Origin of the sequence: Alkalibacillus aidingensis, from assembly GCF_014595945.1 — a bacterium.
In the GTDB taxonomy this organism is placed as follows: Bacteria; Bacillota; Bacilli; order Bacillales; family Alkalibacillaceae; genus Alkalibacillus; species Alkalibacillus aidingensis.
The window spans coordinates 573484-590808 of the sequence record NZ_JABXWU010000001.1; the positions used below are offsets into that span (position 1 = coordinate 573484).

Annotated in this window: 18 protein-coding genes; 5 read left to right on the plus strand and 13 right to left on the minus strand. The window is 36.6% G+C overall.

Features of this window, described 5'->3' with window-relative positions:
- Position 1 precedes the first annotated feature (1 nt).
- From deoB to HWQ49_RS03000, 6 genes are all read right to left on the minus strand, one after another.
- Positions 2–1189, minus strand: coding sequence for a phosphopentomutase (gene deoB / locus HWQ49_RS02975; RefSeq protein WP_188206073.1), 1188 nt, complete (start codon positions 1187–1189; stop codon positions 2–4).
- A gap of 68 nt (positions 1190–1257) precedes the next feature.
- Complete coding sequence (xerD, locus tag HWQ49_RS02980; RefSeq protein WP_188206074.1) at positions 1258–2145, minus strand: site-specific tyrosine recombinase XerD; 888 nt, start codon at positions 2143–2145, stop codon at positions 1258–1260.
- 145 nt (positions 2146–2290) lie between these two features.
- A complete protein-coding gene (gene fur, locus HWQ49_RS02985) occupies positions 2291–2740 on the minus strand; it encodes a ferric iron uptake transcriptional regulator (RefSeq protein ID WP_188206075.1) in 450 nt (149 codons plus the stop codon).
- Between the two features lie 109 nt (positions 2741–2849).
- Positions 2850–3485 carry a stage II sporulation protein M gene (gene spoIIM, locus HWQ49_RS02990; RefSeq protein ID WP_188206076.1) on the minus strand — a complete coding sequence of 212 codons (636 nt, stop codon included), beginning with the start codon at positions 3483–3485 and terminating at the stop codon, positions 2850–2852.
- A 78-nt stretch (positions 3486–3563) separates the two neighbouring features.
- Complete coding sequence (locus HWQ49_RS02995; protein WP_188206077.1) at positions 3564–4733, minus strand: endonuclease Q family protein; 1170 nt, start codon at positions 4731–4733, stop codon at positions 3564–3566.
- A gap of 5 nt (positions 4734–4738) precedes the next feature.
- On the minus strand, positions 4739–5278 hold the full coding sequence (locus HWQ49_RS03000; RefSeq protein WP_188206078.1) for an NUDIX hydrolase: 540 nt from the start codon (positions 5276–5278) through the stop codon (positions 4739–4741).
- A 124-nt stretch (positions 5279–5402) separates the two neighbouring features.
- On the opposite strand from HWQ49_RS03000, the gene HWQ49_RS03005 reads away from it, so the two are divergent.
- On the plus strand, positions 5403–6326 hold the full coding sequence (locus HWQ49_RS03005; protein WP_188206079.1) for an aldo/keto reductase: 924 nt from the start codon (positions 5403–5405) through the stop codon (positions 6324–6326).
- Between the two features lie 75 nt (positions 6327–6401).
- Here HWQ49_RS03005 and HWQ49_RS03010 read toward each other — a convergent pair whose 3' ends face one another.
- The 5 genes from HWQ49_RS03010 to HWQ49_RS03030 all read right to left on the minus strand — a co-directional run bounded on the left by HWQ49_RS03010 (position 6402) and on the right by HWQ49_RS03030 (position 10557).
- A complete protein-coding gene (locus HWQ49_RS03010; protein ID WP_188206080.1) occupies positions 6402–6980 on the minus strand; it encodes a hypothetical protein in 579 nt (192 codons plus the stop codon).
- A 25-nt stretch (positions 6981–7005) separates the two neighbouring features.
- A complete protein-coding gene (locus tag HWQ49_RS03015; protein WP_188206081.1) occupies positions 7006–7347 on the minus strand; it encodes a hypothetical protein in 342 nt (113 codons plus the stop codon).
- A gap of 115 nt (positions 7348–7462) precedes the next feature.
- Positions 7463–7726, minus strand: coding sequence for a hypothetical protein (locus HWQ49_RS03020; RefSeq protein ID WP_188206082.1), 264 nt, complete (start codon positions 7724–7726; stop codon positions 7463–7465).
- Positions 7727–7894: 168 nt separating this feature from the next.
- The gene (locus HWQ49_RS03025) at positions 7895–8863 is read right to left on the minus strand and encodes an MBL fold metallo-hydrolase (RefSeq protein ID WP_188206083.1); all 969 of its coding nucleotides are present in this window, start codon (positions 8861–8863) and stop codon (positions 7895–7897) included.
- 74 nt (positions 8864–8937) lie between these two features.
- The gene (locus HWQ49_RS03030) at positions 8938–10557 is read right to left on the minus strand and encodes a M20/M25/M40 family metallo-hydrolase (RefSeq protein ID WP_188206084.1); all 1620 of its coding nucleotides are present in this window, start codon (positions 10555–10557) and stop codon (positions 8938–8940) included.
- 66 nt (positions 10558–10623) lie between these two features.
- On the opposite strand from HWQ49_RS03030, the gene HWQ49_RS03035 reads away from it, so the two are divergent.
- Genes HWQ49_RS03035 through HWQ49_RS03050 form a run of 4 tightly spaced genes read left to right on the plus strand, consistent with a single transcriptional unit; the run spans position 10624 to position 14723 of the window.
- Positions 10624–11373, plus strand: a complete 750-nt coding sequence (locus tag HWQ49_RS03035) for a glycerophosphodiester phosphodiesterase (protein WP_317450897.1) — start codon at positions 10624–10626, stop codon at positions 11371–11373.
- A 2-nt stretch (positions 11374–11375) separates the two neighbouring features.
- On the plus strand, positions 11376–12395 hold the full coding sequence (gene namA / locus HWQ49_RS03040) for an NADPH dehydrogenase NamA (RefSeq protein WP_188206085.1): 1020 nt from the start codon (positions 11376–11378) through the stop codon (positions 12393–12395).
- 23 nt (positions 12396–12418) lie between these two features.
- A complete protein-coding gene (rnz, locus tag HWQ49_RS03045) occupies positions 12419–13363 on the plus strand; it encodes a ribonuclease Z (protein WP_188206086.1) in 945 nt (314 codons plus the stop codon).
- Positions 13350–14723 (plus strand): aldehyde dehydrogenase, encoded by a 1374-nt coding sequence (locus HWQ49_RS03050; RefSeq protein WP_188206087.1) that lies wholly within the window; start codon positions 13350–13352, stop codon positions 14721–14723. Before rnz ends, HWQ49_RS03050 begins: the two co-directional genes overlap by 14 nt.
- A 69-nt stretch (positions 14724–14792) precedes the next feature.
- On the opposite strand, the gene HWQ49_RS03055 is transcribed toward HWQ49_RS03050, so the two are convergent.
- On the minus strand, positions 14793–16028 hold the full coding sequence (locus HWQ49_RS03055; RefSeq protein WP_188206088.1) for a DNA polymerase IV: 1236 nt from the start codon (positions 16026–16028) through the stop codon (positions 14793–14795).
- 160 nt (positions 16029–16188) lie between these two features.
- Positions 16189–17313, minus strand: coding sequence for a M20/M25/M40 family metallo-hydrolase (locus tag HWQ49_RS03060; RefSeq protein ID WP_188206089.1), 1125 nt, complete (start codon positions 17311–17313; stop codon positions 16189–16191).
- Positions 17314–17325 lie beyond the last annotated feature (12 nt).

Genomic DNA, 17325 nt, shown 5'->3' on the forward strand with positions numbered 1-17325 from the left:
ATTATTCTCCTTTGCTTTTAATATCAGTTAAAAAGCTCTCCCCATGTTCTGGTAGTTTAACGTTAAAGTTTTCAGCAACAGTAGCACCAATATCAGCAAACGTCTTACGTAAAGAAAGCTCTTGTCCACGTGTAATTTGACGGTGATACGCTAATAATGGAACAAACTCTCTTGTATGATCAGTACCATGATGGACTGGATCGTTTCCATGGTCAGCTGTAATAATTAATAGGTCCTCTTCCGTTAGTTTCTCAAGAACTTCAGGTAATCGACGGTCAAATTCTTCTAATGCTTCACCGTAGCCTTGAGGATCGCGACGATGACCATATTTAGCATCAAAATCAACTAAGTTTAAGAAGTTTAAGCCATGAAAATCTTGGTCCATAGATGCAACTAACTTGTCCATACCATCTGAATTATCTTCTGTTCTGATTGCTTCTGTGACACCTTCACCATCATAGATATCAGAAATCTTACCTAGGGCAATAACATCTAACCCCTGATCTTCTAACTCATTCATAACCGTACGTCCAAACGGCTTAAGTGCATAATCATGACGATTAGGAGTACGTTCAAAAGATCCCGGCTCGCCAATAAACGGTCTTGCAATTATACGGCCAATCATGTAAGGATCATCTTTAGTAATTTCTCTTGCAAATTCGCAAATTTCATATAGTTCATCAACTGGTATGACATCTTCGTGGGCCGCAATTTGCAGAACAGAATCAGCAGATGTGTAGACAATTAATGCACCCGTTTCCATATGTTCTTGCCCTAACTCTTTAAGTATTTCAGTTCCAGAAGCTGGTTTATTACCGATCACCTTACGCCCTGTTTTCTCTTCAAGACGGTTGATTAACTCATCTGGAAATCCATCTGGAAAGGTTCTGAATGGTTGATCAATACGTAAACCCATGATCTCCCAATGTCCTGTCATTGTATCTTTCCCTGCTGATGCCTCTTGCATCTTAGTATAATGAGCCAATGGTTGTTCAGCTTTTTCAATCCCTTCAACCTCACGAATATTACTCAAGCCTAAACGCCCCATATTAGGCATAGTTAGACCGTTCATATGGCGCGCTATATGACCTAACGTGTCTGCCCCTTCATCATCGAATTGTTGTGCATCAGGAGCTTCCCCGATCCCAACTGAATCCATTACAATTAAAAATACTCTTTTAAATGACATTTAAATAACCTCCATTTAACCATTCAACTTTAGCAAATGCTTAACAAATATAACATAAGTCATATTCATTATGCACGTGGGTGATAGTCCTTATAGATATCTTTTAGCCTAGATTTCGATACATGTGTATATATTTGAGTTGTTGAAATGTCGGAGTGGCCGAGCATTTCCTGAACTGCTCTTAAATCTGCCCCATTTTCTAACAAATGTGTGGCAAATGAATGCCGTAACATGTGAGGGGTAATTTCTTTAACTATTCCTTGCGATTTTGCTAGGGCTTTTAATACTTTCCAGAAGCCTTGCCTAGTCATGTTATTCCCTCTATGGTTTAGAAATAAAGCATCATTTTTATTTTTTTTCAGTAATATAGGTCTAGCTTCATCAACATATTGCTGAATGGCATGTTGGGCATGCCGGCCTAATGGGATAATGCGTTCTTTACCACCTTTACCAAAGACACGAACAAATCCCATTAATAAATGCAGATCGTCTACTTTTAATGCAAGTAATTCTGAAATCCTTAAACCTGTGGCATAAAGCGTTTCAATCATCGCCTTATTCCTCAGGTCAATGGGCTTGTCACCCTCTATATTTAATAATCGTTCGACTTCTGGATTAGAGAGAACCTTAGGTAGTTGGCGTTCAGTTTTTGGTTTCTCGATATGTAAACTAGCATCATGAGTAACTTGATATTCACGAACTATGAATTGATGGAATGAGCGAATCGTAGAGATCATTCTAGAAATACTAGCCGATGACTTGCCTTGAAGATGCAATTCACTTAAAAAACTTCTTATATGATGACGCTCTATCTCTTCAATATTTGTTAACTGTTCTTGTTCTTTCATAAATGTTATATATTGTTTCAAGTCCCGCTGATAAGAGCTAATCGAGTTATCAGCTAAGCCCTTTTCGATTTTTAGAAAATGGATAAAATCCTGGACAGCATCCTTCATAGCAAGATCCCCTTTTTTAAAAATTTTAAGATCGTACATGCTGTTACTTAATTGAGGTTATATGTCATAAACGCTTAACAGTACAAAATGAAAAAGACCTTTTTCCTAAGTGGATAAAAGGCCATATTTACATCTACTATCATTATTAACTTTTTGAATTGGATTGACAACTTTTACAAACACCATGAAAAGTCAAACGGTGATCACGCACTTCAAACTCAAACCGAGATTCGACTACTTTCTCAACATCTCCCAATAAATCTTCTTCTATTTCAAGAACCGAACCACATTCGACACAGACTAAATGGTGATGAAAATGTTCAGCTCCTTCTTTTCTTAAATCATAACGTGAAACACCATCACCAAAATTAATTTTATCCACTACTTTTAATTCTGTCAGCAATTCAAGTGTTCGATAAACGGTTGCAAGGCCAATTTCTGGTGCTTTATCTTTGACGAGGAGATATACGTCTTCAGCACTTAAATGGTCTTCTTCATGTTCAAGCAACACACGAACAGTCGCTTCACGTTGTGGTGTTAATTTATAACTCTGAGAATGCAATTGTTTTTTTATTTGCTCAATACGATTTTCCAACACCATCTCTCCCCTCGTAGCTTCATTTTAATTATAAGAAAGGGGGAAATCAGTGTCAAATTATAATTATTTTAAACAGTTTATTAAAATTAATATTATTTTATAAATATTATAAATTACCAACTATTATTTGTAACATATTGGTTGAGATAAAAGTTTCTAACACAGATCCAAATGCGATTAATCCTAACGCAACGATATAGGATTTAATATATAACGCACTCGCATCGGCAATAGTATGCGAACTTTGATGTTTAATGAACAGAATACGCATCACATGAATGGTGAAGATCATACTACTAGCTGCGATGATCAAATAGGCTGGTACAATCAATAGATTCTGTGGGGCAATTGACATAACAGAAAGGAAAAAACCTTGCCAAGACAATTGATTTACTAAAAAACCAACTGTAAAACCAATTACGACCCCTTTTATAAATAATAAAAACCATACAACGGGTAAGCCTACAAAAGATAAACCAAATAAAAATAAAAAGGTAATGTATTTTCCGTGTGTCCATAATGCATCCCAAAATAACGATATGAAGTTACCCGCCGGTTGTTCCGTCATCGTAAAGAAATACTGTTCAACAAAGAAATATAAATCTTGCTGTTGAATAAAATTTAAACTACTAACCATCATGGAGCCAAAGATCACTCCAATGACAAATAGAACAAATAAAAAGACATATAAACTATAGTAGGGTTGAATTTGTACTGTAAATGCTCTTACCCATCGTTTCATGTTTGTTCCTCCATTCATTTCTACTCTAGTAAAACACTATGTTAATAGAAATGAATGTAGAACAATTAAAGAGAATTCTTAATCAATAACTTGCCCATACTTTCCCCCACCACCCGGTTTAACGGTTAAGCGTCCCTGTCTAAGATCATAAATTCTTCGAGCTATTGCAGGATTAGTTAATTTCTTGATTTCTTCATAAGTTGCATCATGAATGATATACATATCGTGGTATAAGTGTGAACGTAGAACCTCTAATGTTTTAGGTCCAATTCCAGGTACATATTGTAGTGGTACTTGGTGGATATAAGGTGGGCGATCAACATTTTTAGTTACTTGTTTATTACTCAACTCGGAAATCCGTTCTTTTACCCCTTTTATGATTTTAGTTGAACCACAATAGTCACACTTGCCATACTGTGGCAAAGAATGATCGCATTCACGGCACCTAGTCGTATAGTATTTACCTAATAGAGGGTTCATCCCATAATTTGCGATAACCTCTCTACCCTCAAAACGGTACAGAGCCTTTTTTAATTCTTGAAAGGTTGGTCTTAACAATTTTAATGATTGGTATTCTCGACCAATCTTTTCTAAAGAATGAGCGTCTGAATTAGTTAAAAATGTATAGTTCTTTAACTCTTCAACCTGCTCAGCCATCTGAGTATCAGAACTTAAACCAAGTTCAACCCCGTCTATTAATTCAGGGTTCAATACTTCAGTCAAACTTGACTTCACCCCTTTACCATACAAGCTCTTAAATGGAGTGAATACATGTGCAGGTATAAATAAACCTTTCATGCTCCGTACTTTTTGCTGTAATGATACGGCGTCAATATACATACGCTGAGAGCTCAAATTGGGATTTTTCACATAAGACTGGTACCAGTTGCTAAACTCCTTCATCTTCTCTAAAGACGGTAAAAAACATAGGACATGAATTGGGCCAGAACAGTTATGATCGTAAATTTCGATTTCACTTCCAAGCAGAACAGTAACTTCACCATTGGATACTCCACCTTCAGCAAGTTCTATTAACTGTCCTTGTGAAATTAATTGATCAATTTCTAGTAACACTTCTGGTGAATGGGCATCGATAACTCCAACCATATCTATTCCCTTATATTCATGTGCATAATGAATAATATTAGAAAAGGTAAGATTACTAGACGCTGTTATTTTAACAGGATTTCCGTTATAGGTTGAGCCAATATGTACATGTAGATCTGTGTAAAACGTCAATAAATCCACAAACGTCACCCTTGCTGTTGAAGTAAATAATAGATCGCATGAATTGTCTTAGCATCATGAATTTTTTCTTGCTTAATGAATTCTAACGCCTCATCAATGGTCACTTCCTTTAATTCTACAAATTCATCCACGTCCAATGATCGCTTTGAAGAAGGGCGTAACCCTGTCGCATGATAAATGTAAATCTTTTCATCAGCAAATCCTGGTGATGTATAATAAGACATCACATAGGTTAATGAATCCACTTGATAGCCTGTTTCTTCCTCTAATTCTCTTTCAGCTGTTATTTCCGGTGATTCACCGGGTTCTAACTTGCCTGCAGGAATCTCGATAATACTTTTTTCTAAAGCTTTTCTATATTGTTCAACCATCACGATTTTTCCTTCATCGGTAACCGCGATTACGGCAACAGCTCCTGGATGAAACACTAACTCACGTTTCGAACTTTCACCATTCGGCAATTCGACATCATCAACATGAAGATCAATAATTCTTCCTTGATAAATGGTTTGTCGATTAATCGTTTTTTCTTCAAAGTTTTTCATTTTCATCCTCCCCTCACATTCACATTTATTTTATCACAAGTTCGATATCTTACTCTCCCTTGTAGCGATCATTTGTCATCAGGGCTGTTTTGTATTTACAATAGATTGAAAAAGGAGGTATTGGATGAAACATCGCCAACTAGGAAGTACAAATCTACATATTTCAGAAATCGCATTAGGTTGTATGAACTTAGGAACAGACGCTTACAAAGCCAAGTCCATTATTAACGAAGCGATTGATTCAGGTATTAATTATCTTGATACAGCAGATTTATACGATTACGGTGAGAACGAAAAGGTTGTGGGCCGTGCTATTAAAGGTAGACGTGATGATCTTGTAATCGCGACTAAAGGGGGGAATCATTTTGACCCAAGTCAAGAGGGATGGTATTGGGACCCTTCTAAAGGATATCTTAAAGAAGCGATTAAGAATAGCCTCTTAAGGTTAGGTTTAGATGACGTTGATTTATATCAACTTCATGGTGGAACTATTGATGACCTAATAGATGAAGTGATAGAAACCTTTGAAGAGTTAAAACAAGAAGGGCTAATTAAACATTATGGCCTTTCATCCATTCGTCCTAACGTCATTAAACAATTCGTTAAGAAAGCAAACATCGAAAGTGTGATGATGCAATATAGCTTACTAGATAGACGCCCTGAAGAGGAAATTATCGATTTATTTGCTGAAAATCAGATTAGTCTCCTAGCCCGTGGAGTACTCGGAAAAGGAATGTTAACAAACTTCGGGATGAAGAAATGGAGCACTAAAGGACAAAAAGGCTTTCTTGACTATAATTCAGACACGTTACTTGAAACGATTAAAGAATTACAAACTTTAGCGAGCGACTCTGGGATTACGCCACAATCTTTAGCAATTGGCTATGCATTAAAACAGCCAACTGTAAGTAGTTTAGTCCTAGGAGCTAGCCAACCTGAACAAATAACAGCCAATATTGAAGCCTATCACCAAGCAACTATTTCAGATGAACTATATACTAAACTACAACAAATAACCAAGGCTAGTCTTTATCAAAATCACCGTTAACAATAAATAAACAGTTGCGATCATATGATGATGGCAACTGTTTTTATTCGTTCAGTCATTTTCTTATATCTCCACCTACTGCTCATTTGACTTAAATGATCCACTATCCTTAATGATTGAATTAGCATTTTCGCTATAAATATCTTTACTAGTTGAAGAGTCTATATTCTCATCTACCGAGGATTCAAAAGATTCTACTTGCTCACTTGCATCCGAATTATGATCTGTATTTTCATTCTCTTCGTAAGTCTTTGAGGGTTCAGACACAGAACCTTCCCCTACTTCTTCAACCTCTGACTTTTTATCATTGCTAGAACTCTCATCTAACTCCTCAACTCCTGGTAGATGTTCCTCGGATTCAGTAGCTTTTATATTCGATTGATTATATTGAGTTTGCTCTTGATTTAAAGGTTGATTAAGTTTGATCGAATTATTGATTAATGCTTGATTATGCGGAAATTCGTTCATAACCGAATAACTTTCCACTCTATTTAATGGGATGTACGCTGATTCATTTTGTTCGTTAACCCCCATAACAAAATTGTTATTCAATAATTTTATATCTGTTAAGTAAATACTCTGATTATTTGTTAAGGTTATTTCTAATACTTGGTCTGGATGACTGTTCCTAAATTGTCTAATGAAATAATTCACGGCTACACCCCTTTCACCACGAAATTTACTGAGAGTGTTGACTCTCATCAGCAAAATAGTTAATAACATCTTCAAACATTTTTCTATTTTCACTAACATGCTGATCTAATCGAGTTAATATTTGATCCAAATGAATATCTTGTTGATATTGTTCAGACATAAACTGATAAAAAAATAACGTTAACGCATATGCAATCCCTGTATTATCAACATAAACGAACCCATTTCCACTTTGCTTAACACTTGAGTTTCCATTTTCATTAATAAGTTCGGTTGAAAAACGCTTTGCCATCTCAGCCATTTGATTTTCCATATAATGATCTAATTCTTCTTTAATGATTTCTCTAAGTCGAGCTTCACTTTCCATACGGGTCCCCTCCATAACTATCCTTAATTATAGATGTATGGAGTTATTAAAATCATGAGAGGGCATTTACAATAGAAAAGGTGCCCAAAATGGACACCTTCCAAGAACGTTTTATTTAATCATTAAGTGGGGCGAATCCTCCAAAAATGATAATGATTATGATCAAAATCACTAAATTGGTTTCGTTACTATTGCTACTGTTTCCACTATTTTTTAGATAAGAGTTTCCGTTGTATACGTGAAATTTCCCTTCTTGGTCCTGTTCGTTTTGTTGTAATTGTCCTTGTGATTGATTTTGATCTTGATTTTGAAGAGCAAGAGCAATCGCTTCTGCTAGAGCCTCCGGGCTTAAAAGATTCAAGCCTTGGTTATTTCCCATTGTTACCCCTCCTTTACTTGTCAATCAATAATAAGTTATGTAGAAGGTCAAACCCCGTCTCTATTAAATATCTATTTTTAATAGAAAATCGTCATAACGCCTTGTAAACTAATCCAAATAAAAAAGCCTTTAGCTACAAATGGTAGCTAAAGAACTTTAATTGATTCATTAAACATAATTTTTATTTGCAACAAAAAAAGCTCGATTGCCTTCATAAATCTCTTTGATCTCCCCAACCGCTTCTAAATAATCAAGTTGACCGACCGTTTCAGACATTGTTAAGCCAAATTCATTCTCATAATGTTTTGGAAATAGCTTTTTACAAATTTCAAATGGATTTAGTGGCTGGTCTTCTAAGAACGATAGCACTTTATGGGCTCTTTTTTCTTGCTTTTCAAGACGCTCAGAGATTAGAAGATGGTGCCCAGAAAACACCTCGCCATGTCCAGGGTAAATTAGATTAATGTTATAACCCAGCATCTTCTTCATCGATTCTCGATAGGCTAATAAGGGCTTAGGTCTCTCTAAATTGCTTTTATACGGTGGTTCTAACAATGGATTGGATGAGATGTGCTTAATTAAATGATCTCCAGCTATTATGTTCCCAGTCTTCTGATCGTAAAAAGAAAGGTGACTTTGTGCATGTCCCGGTGTTTCAATTGTTACTAACTCTTCTAATCCAGGAATGTGATCTCCTTCTTTTATCGTTTGACTTAAAGCGCTATTTGAAGCAAATCTCATCACATTTTCTAAGTACTTTGTGATGTTTCTATACTGTGTGGGTACACCCCATCGATCATACATGGTATTAAAAAAGTCAATATAACTTCTAAAGTAAGATTGGTCTCGCTTTAACCATAAATCAATTAATTCGTGACCTAAAACATGCTCTACATGATCCAAGCGATCTAATAATCCGATATGATCAGGGTGATGATGAGTTAAGACAACCTGTTCGATATCTACGGGTTGGTAACCAATTTCCTTTAATTGTTGATTTAAAGTATTCCATGCCTCTTCAGTATTAACTCCTGCATCGAAAAGCGTTACGCACTCTCCAACAACGACATACGCGTGAACATCTCCTACGGCAAACGGTGTTGGCATCGTTATTTGGTGTATAGAATAACCGGTCATAATACGCCTCCATAATGAATGGTTGTTCATTCTATTATACTACAAAAATGTACTTTGTCAGTAATGTTGTTTAATTAGTCTGAAAATAGTAAAGAAATTGTTTTTGCAATAATATTTGGCAGTGTCTGAAATGAATAATTTATTTCAAGTCTTTCTGTCCACTGGTGGGCATCTTTCCCAAGAGGACCTATATTAATGGTTGGGACTGAAAGCTGTGCTTGTTGGAGATATTTTTCACCACTTGCTAACTCCAACGGCATATTATTTTTTAGCTGATTTTGCTGATCCTCCTTGTTTGCTTCACCAACAAAACTTAAGTCAGATATTCCATTAAAGTATGCCAGGGACGTCGAATTTAAGCCATATTCTGTTTCCATATAGGTTTGAATTGCTTCAGTTATTCGGCTAACAACTGGGTGTTCACAGCTTGTGACAGCTGGATAATAAGGTGGACTGTAAAATAAAATAATCATTGGAGCTATGTCTTTGCAAAGGTAAGCTAAATCTTGAACTAAAGTCGTAGTGAAATCCCGATCTCCGGATTTTCTTTCATGTAATAAAAGGTTTTGTCTACGTAAAACCTCATTCTCACCATGACGTTTTACTGCTTCTTTATATAATTGCTGATAGTCCATGATTTTAACCTGGTGTATCGGATCAGCATGTTCCTTTCCGATCAAGGAGCGATATTTCATTACTTGTTGATTTAAGTGTTGTTCCACTTCCTCTTTGGTTTCTTTCATTACCTGATAAAGCTTATCCGTGATCTCGCCAATGTTCTGTTTCATAAACAAGACATTATACATGGAAACAGCCGTTACTGGAGTTTGCACCGAATAATGTTCTTTCAAATCACGATTCATCAGACTTACAGGTGGTGGTGTAACCTCACTTCCCCGCTTTTCAATGAATGTATCGTTAAGTTCTAAGTTTTTATTAAGATAACTAATTAATAGATTGGCGTTAACTCCATGAAATGGCTCACCTACATGTGTTTCCTTGCCGTAGCATAAGAATCCAGGTAAAACCTTCCCTAAAGAACCAGTATAGAGGTACATATTTTCATCATTAGGATACTGTCTAAACATCGGTTCACTATTTAAGCACAATTTATAAGAAAGCGATTCCTGTTCCTTAATTTGCTTAAGAACCGAAACCGCTTTTAACATTCCTAACGAGTTCGCTTCTTCATCAGGTACAACTAAAAGTAGTATGTTACCCTCCCATTCACCATTGATTAATCGTTCAAGCATCGATAAATGTAAGGTGGTTCCAGCTTTCATATCCATCGTACCTCTTCCGAACAACCAATCACTAGTGAAGAGGTCCTCTCTAGCATCATCAGGCAACTGCTCAGGAAATTTCTTTAGTGTTGTAGTTAAATCTTGTGGCCTAAAAGCAAGGTGTTTAAAGGAACCATAATCCTCGACAGCGACGACATCAATATGACTTAATAAGATAAGTGTATCTGGTTTCTCACTCTTTTTTACGAGTGCAGTTAATAGTTGTCGACCATCATCTAAAGGTTCAATATGTAAGTGATTTGAATGTTGTTGAAAGTACGTGAAATCCTTTAATAAGTGCTCTATATATTCAATAATAGCTATTTCATCAGCTTCACCTGTGATACTTTGATATTGGACCAATTGAGACAACAACTGTACTAATGACTCTTTGGATTGCCATTTACCCATATAAATCCCTCCAATATTGACTTTTTAATCGACTTACACCACAATCATAACAGAGAATCGAAAGAGGTGTTCACTATTCAAACAAAAATCTTCGCACATCGAGGAGCATGTTATTATGCACCTGAAAACACTTTGCCTGCGTTTGAACTAGCTAAGCAAATGGGAGCTTCCGGCATAGAGTTAGACGTTCAAATGACAAAGGACCAAGTACCTGTGGTGATCCATGATGAAAATGTGAAGAGAACGACAAACGGAACAGGCCTGGTCAAAGATTATACATATGCTGAATTGAAACAGCTTGATGCTGGCTATTGGTACGATGCTAAGTATAAAGGAACAACCATTCCCTCTTTAGCAGACTTTTTAAGTTGGGTACGTTCAACTCAATTGCAAATTAATGTAGAATTAAAGACAAATGTTATCGAATATCCAAATATCGAACAGAAAGTGGTAGAACTCATTGATCACTACCAGCTTAACAATCGAACGGTATTGTCTAGTTTTAATGCAAACTCCATTCGTCGTCTAAGTGAAATGGATTCACCTATCGAACTCGCGTGGTTAACACAATTGAGAGTTAAAAACACTGACTCATTATTAAAAGAAATTGGCGCTAATAGTATACACATTCATACAAGAATTTTACCGTCTATGATGATGAAAAGAATTATTCAGCATCATATTCCTTTTAGAGTCTATACAGTTAACAAATTGAAGACAATGAATAAGTGTCTTTCACTAGGAGCAAAAGCCATCATAACAGACGTTCCAGACCGAGCAGTAAAACAATTCACAACTAAAAATTTGGAGGGCTAATTATGAAGAGTCAATTATTTTCACCTTACTCTATAAAAGATGTTCAGTTAAAAAATAGAATTGTGATGTCTCCGATGTGTATGTATTCCTGTTTTACAAGGGATGGAAAAGTCACGCCATTCCATATGACCCATTATGAAAGTCGCGCAATTGGACAAGCTGGACTCATTATGCTTGAAGCGAGTGCAGTCCAACCTGAAGGAAGAATTTCGTATGAAGACCTTGGAATTTGGTCAGATGAACATGTAGATGGATTAAAGAAACTGAATGAACGCATCCACGACCATGGAGCTAAAAGCTCAATCCAATTAGCCCATGCAGGCCGAAAAGCTGAGTTAAACGATACGATCTATGCTCCAAGTGCTTTAGCATATAATGAAAATTATCAAACTCCTAAACAAATGACTGAAGCTGATATTGATGATACTATTGAGGCTTTTCAACATGCCGCAAGACGGGCTCGGGAAGCTCAGTTTGATATTGTTGAAATTCACGGAGCTCATGGGTATTTAATTAATCAATTTTTATCACCTTTAACCAACCAAAGAAGTGATGAATATGGAGGAAATAGAACGAACCGTTATCGCTTTTTAAGTCAAATTATCACAGCTGTTCAAAAGGAATGGCAAGGACCAATCTTTGTACGAATTTCTGCCTCTGAGTATCACTCTGATGGAAACACACTAGATGATATGGTTTATTTATCGCAACAAATGAAAAAACAAGGAATTGACCTAATCGATTGTAGTTCAGGTGGAGTCGTTCCAGCCAAAATCTCTCCTTATCCAGGCTATCAAGTCCCTTTTGCAGAAATGATTAAACATAAGGCTAATATTTTGTCTGGAGCTGTGGGATTAATTACATCAGGTGTCCAAGCAGAAGAAATTATTCAAAATGAACGAGCAGACCTAGTATTTATAGGAAGAGAATTTTTAAACAATCCATACTGGCCAAAAAAGGCAGCTGACGATTTAAATACACAAATTCAAGCACCAACACCTTACAAGCGTGGATGGTCATAGCCAGTTAATAGGAGGAACGTACGGTGGAATTAACATTTTTAGGGACAGGTTCAGGAGTGCCTTCAAAGATAAGAAATGTCTCATCAATGGCTTTACAAATGCTACAAGAACGTGATGAAGTCTGGTTATTTGACTGTGGTGAAGCAACACAACATCAAATTATGCATACAACAATCAAACCTAGGAAAATCACCAAAATCTTCATCACCCACTTACATGGTGATCATATTTTTGGCTTACCTGGATTATTAAGTAGTCGCTCTTTCCAGGACGGTACAACACCAGTCCATATCTATGGCCCACAGGGGATTAAAGCATTTGTGGAAACAAGCTTTTCAGTCAGTTCAACCCAACTTAAATATCCTATTTATTATCATGAATTAACAGAGGGGCTCGTCTTTGATGATGAGCAAATTTCTGTTGATGCAAAAAAGTTAGCTCATGGTGTACCATCTTACGGTTTTTTAATACGCGAAAAAGATCAGATAGGCCGACTGATCCCTGAAAAGTTAAAGAAAAAAGGAGTAAAACCTGGACCTATTTATCAGGATATTAAAGCAAATGAGCGAATGACATTGTCAGATGGAACCGTGATTATTCGTGATGAGGTCACTGGCCCACCCATTCCAGGTCGAAAAGTCGCCATTATGGGAGACACATTACCTAAATCTGATCTTGCTGACTTTGTTAAGGAGGTAGATGTTCTTATTCATGAAGCTACATTTACTCACCAAGACAAAGAGCTGGCCCAACAATACAACCATTCAACTAGCGAAGATGCTGCTAAAATTGCCAAACAGGCCCAAGTAGAGCAATTATTATTAACGCATATCTCCTCTAGATATCATAGTAAAGACCTTGAACAAGAACTCAAACATATTAAGACCATTTTCAACGAGACATTATTTGCTTTTGATTTTGATAATTACACAATTGACAGAAAGGAGGATCATCATGAGTCAGTTTAATCAGCTTGTCCAGAGTCAGAAAAAGCTTTTTCGCGCTGGTAAAACGATGACACACACTTTCAGAAATCATCAGTTACAGAAGCTAAAAGACATGTTAAATCGCCACGAGGAAGAGATATATGAAGCCTTAAAAAAAGACTTAAATAAATCCTCTTACGAAGTACTACTGACTGAATTAGGCTTTTTATATAATGAAATAAACGAAACGATTAAACAGCTTAGAGATTGGATGAGGCCAGAAAAAGTCAAAACACCTACTAGTCATAAAGGAGCGAAAAGCTATATATATAAACAGCCATATGGCGTCACTTTAATTATTAGTCCGTGGAATTATCCATTACATTTAGCAATTGCACCTTTAATTGGTGCGATTGCAGCTGGGAACACAGCTGTGATCAAGCCTTCTGAATTCACCCAACAAACTAGTGAGCTATTAGAACAAATGATTCAAAAAACATTTGATAGAAACTATGTCACAGTTATACAAGGGGAAAAAGAGATCAGTGAAGAATTATTAGAACAACCATTTGATTATATTTTCTTTACTGGGAGTACTCAAGTCGGAAAAAAAGTAATGGAAAAGGCTAGTCAAAGGCTAATCCCTGTAACTCTTGAACTAGGAGGCAAAAGCCCCTGTATTGTTGATCGAGATGCGAAAATTAACTTAGCTGCACGCCGAATTACTTGGGGGAAATTAATCAATGCAGGGCAAACCTGTGTCGCTCCCGATTACCTTTTAGTTCATAAATCTATAAAAGACAAGTTGATTCATTCTCTTATTAATGAAATTGAAAAGATGTATACAGCTGATGCCATCAACCATGACGAATTCACGAAAATCATTAACGACAAACACTTTGATCGGCTATTGGAGCTTCTTAAAGATGAAAAAATTGTTTATGGTGGGCACTATAACGAACAAAAACAAAAGATTAGCCCTACAATAGTTGATGAAGTTCATTGGGAGTCTGCTGTCATGCAAGAGGAAATATTCGGTCCAATCCTACCTATCTTAACTTTCGAGCATCTTGAGGAGCTAAATGATCATGTAGATCAAGCTAGAAACCCATTAGCACTATACTATTTTTCTGAGAATGAACAAAAACAAGACTGGATCATTAAAAACCTGTCATTTGGTGGTGGTTGTATCAATGATACCATCATGCACTTAGGAAATAGCCATCTACCATTTGGTGGAATCGGTACAAGTGGAATCGGTGGTTATCATGGTCAGTCTAGTTTTACGACCTTTACCCATCGTAAAAGTGTCCTAAAACAAACAACTAGATTCGATCTAAGCTTTCGCTACCCATCATCTAAAATGGCAAAAAAAGTATTAAACAAAATCTTTAAACCATAGTTCTAATCGTTCGTATTAAAAGAGCACATAAAAAACCATCCAGTCCTTATTTTTATTCAGACTGGATGGTTATCTTTTTTCTTTGTAGTCTCCAAGAAAATCTTTCTGAAAACTAGTACTTATATGCTCGCTTCCTTTGTTCTTTAATTTTACAAAAACATCCTTGCCGTATTTCTCTTCCATTTCATCTATCACTTGATACAAAGGCTCCTTCTTAGCCTCTTGTTCATAATTAAATAAGTCCAGTTGTTTCGATACTTCGTCTTTATGTGTTAAGCTCTGAGCTGTAACCCCAATTAGCCGAATGGGCTCCCCATTCCAATGGGCATAAAAAAGATCTAAAGCCAACCCATTTATCTCTTCTTTCGACTCGACAAACTCTCTTAGCTGTCTACTACGTGTAATCGTTTTCCGGTCATGGTAACGAATCATCAATTGAATGTTCTCAGAAACAACTTGTTTATTAGCCATACGATCAGAAACGCTTTTTGACAGTTGGCTGATTAATCGCTGAATTTCATTTTCATCTGTCGTATCGAAGGATAAAGTTTGCGAGTTACCAATACTTTTGAAGTCATGAACGGCATCTGGATCAACTTCGCGATTATCAACTCCGTTAGCCCTTTGTTGTAATCGTTCACCATTAACCCCTAATAAATTTTTTAAAGTTAATATATTACATTTTGCCAAATCGCCAATAGTTTCAATTCCAATTTGTTTTAATTTCTCTTCTGTCTTCTTTCCAACTCCATACATCTCACCAATGGGTAGAGGCCAAAGCTTTTCTTGAATTTCTCGTTTTCTTAAAATAGTTATTCCTAATGGCTTTTTCATATCTGAAGCCATTTTAGCAAGAAATTTATTAGGAGCAATCCCAATACTACAAGGTAAATCAAGCTCATCAAGAATTCTTCTTTGAATCCATTGGGCTAATTCAACCGGTGTTAATTCTCCATCATAGTCCGTCACATCCATATATCCTTCATCAATAGAAATAGGTTGTACAAACGGAGTTATTTCAGCTAAGAGTGAGAATATTTGATTGGATGCTTCTTTATAACGTGGGAAATTAGGCTTAAGAGCAATTAAATCTGGACACAAGTCATACGCTTGCCATAGTGGCATCGTCGTCTTAACTCCTTTTGCTCTTGCCTCATAGCTGCTAGTGACAATAATTCCTTTACGCTTCTCGGGGTCACCTGCGATCGCTACTGGCTTGCCTTTGAGCTCAGGGCGATAAGCGATTTCAACGGAGGCATAAAAACTATTCATATCTACATGAAAAATAATCCGACGTTTTGTCATATTACCACCTACTAAAAAGAGGTTGGGATCAAGTATCTTTTAACAGAATAGTCCAGACTAAAAGGAGAAAGGGTGTAACTTCGTTAATATGGCTAAATTGCCACAAGTTACGTATTCTCAATTTAATCAATTAATACGGTCCCAACCTCATGATAACATTTTATTGACTAGCTTGGATGGCGATGGCTGTTAAGAATTCTGAGATATTAACTAATTCATCTACCGGCATACGTTCCTCAGTTGTGTGAATGTTTTCGTAACCTACACACAAATTCACTGTTGGAATACCGAACCCAGCAATAATGTTAGCATCACTACCTCCACCACTAGCTTCTAGTTCGCTTGATAGGCCAATCGATTTTGCAGCAGCCTGTGCAACTTCAACGACTTGATCACCTTGACTATGTTTAAAACCTGGATACATATATTTAACGTTAACCTCGATTTCACCACCAACTTCTTGCTCTGCTTGTTGGCAAGCTTCTTTCATTTTATCAATCTGGTCTTCTAGCTTTTTTGCTTCCAGTGATCTAGCTTCTGCTAAAATATAAGCCTCATCACAAACAATGTTGGTTGCTTGACCACCTTCAAAACGTCCGATATTAGCTGTTGTTTCCTCATCTATTCTACCTAATGGCATTTTAGAAACAGCCTTAGCCGCTAAAGTAATAGCTGAAATTCCTTTTTCAGGGGCAACTCCTGCGTGAGCAGTTTGCCCTTTTGAGGTAATTTCTAGTTTGGCTTGTGAAGGCGCTGCAACGATAATATTACCAACTTGTCCGTTACTATCAACAGCATAGCCGTACTTGGCATATAGCAATGATGAATCAAGAGCTTTAGCACCGACTAAACCTGACTCCTCACCTACTGTAATAACAAACTGAATATCACCATGTTCAACTTCCTCTTCTTTTAATCGTTTGATCATTTCTAACATTGCAGCTAATCCAGCTTTGTCATCTGCTCCTAAGATTGTCGTACCATCTGATACGATATAATCGCCGTCAATGGATGGTTTAATACCCTGACCAGGAACAACCGTATCCATATGTGAAGTGAAATAAATCGGCTCTACATCTTCCTTAGATCCCTTCAATGTACATATTAAGTTATTTGCACCATGACCCGTTTCAGCTTTTGCCTGGTCTTCTTTGACTTCGAGGCCGAGTTTAGTGAACTTTTCCTTTAATACCTCAGCAATTTCCCCTTCATGTTTCGTTTCTGAATCAACTTGTACTAATTCTAAAAATTCATCGATTAATCTTTGCTTATTTACCTTAATCATAAGTTACCTCCA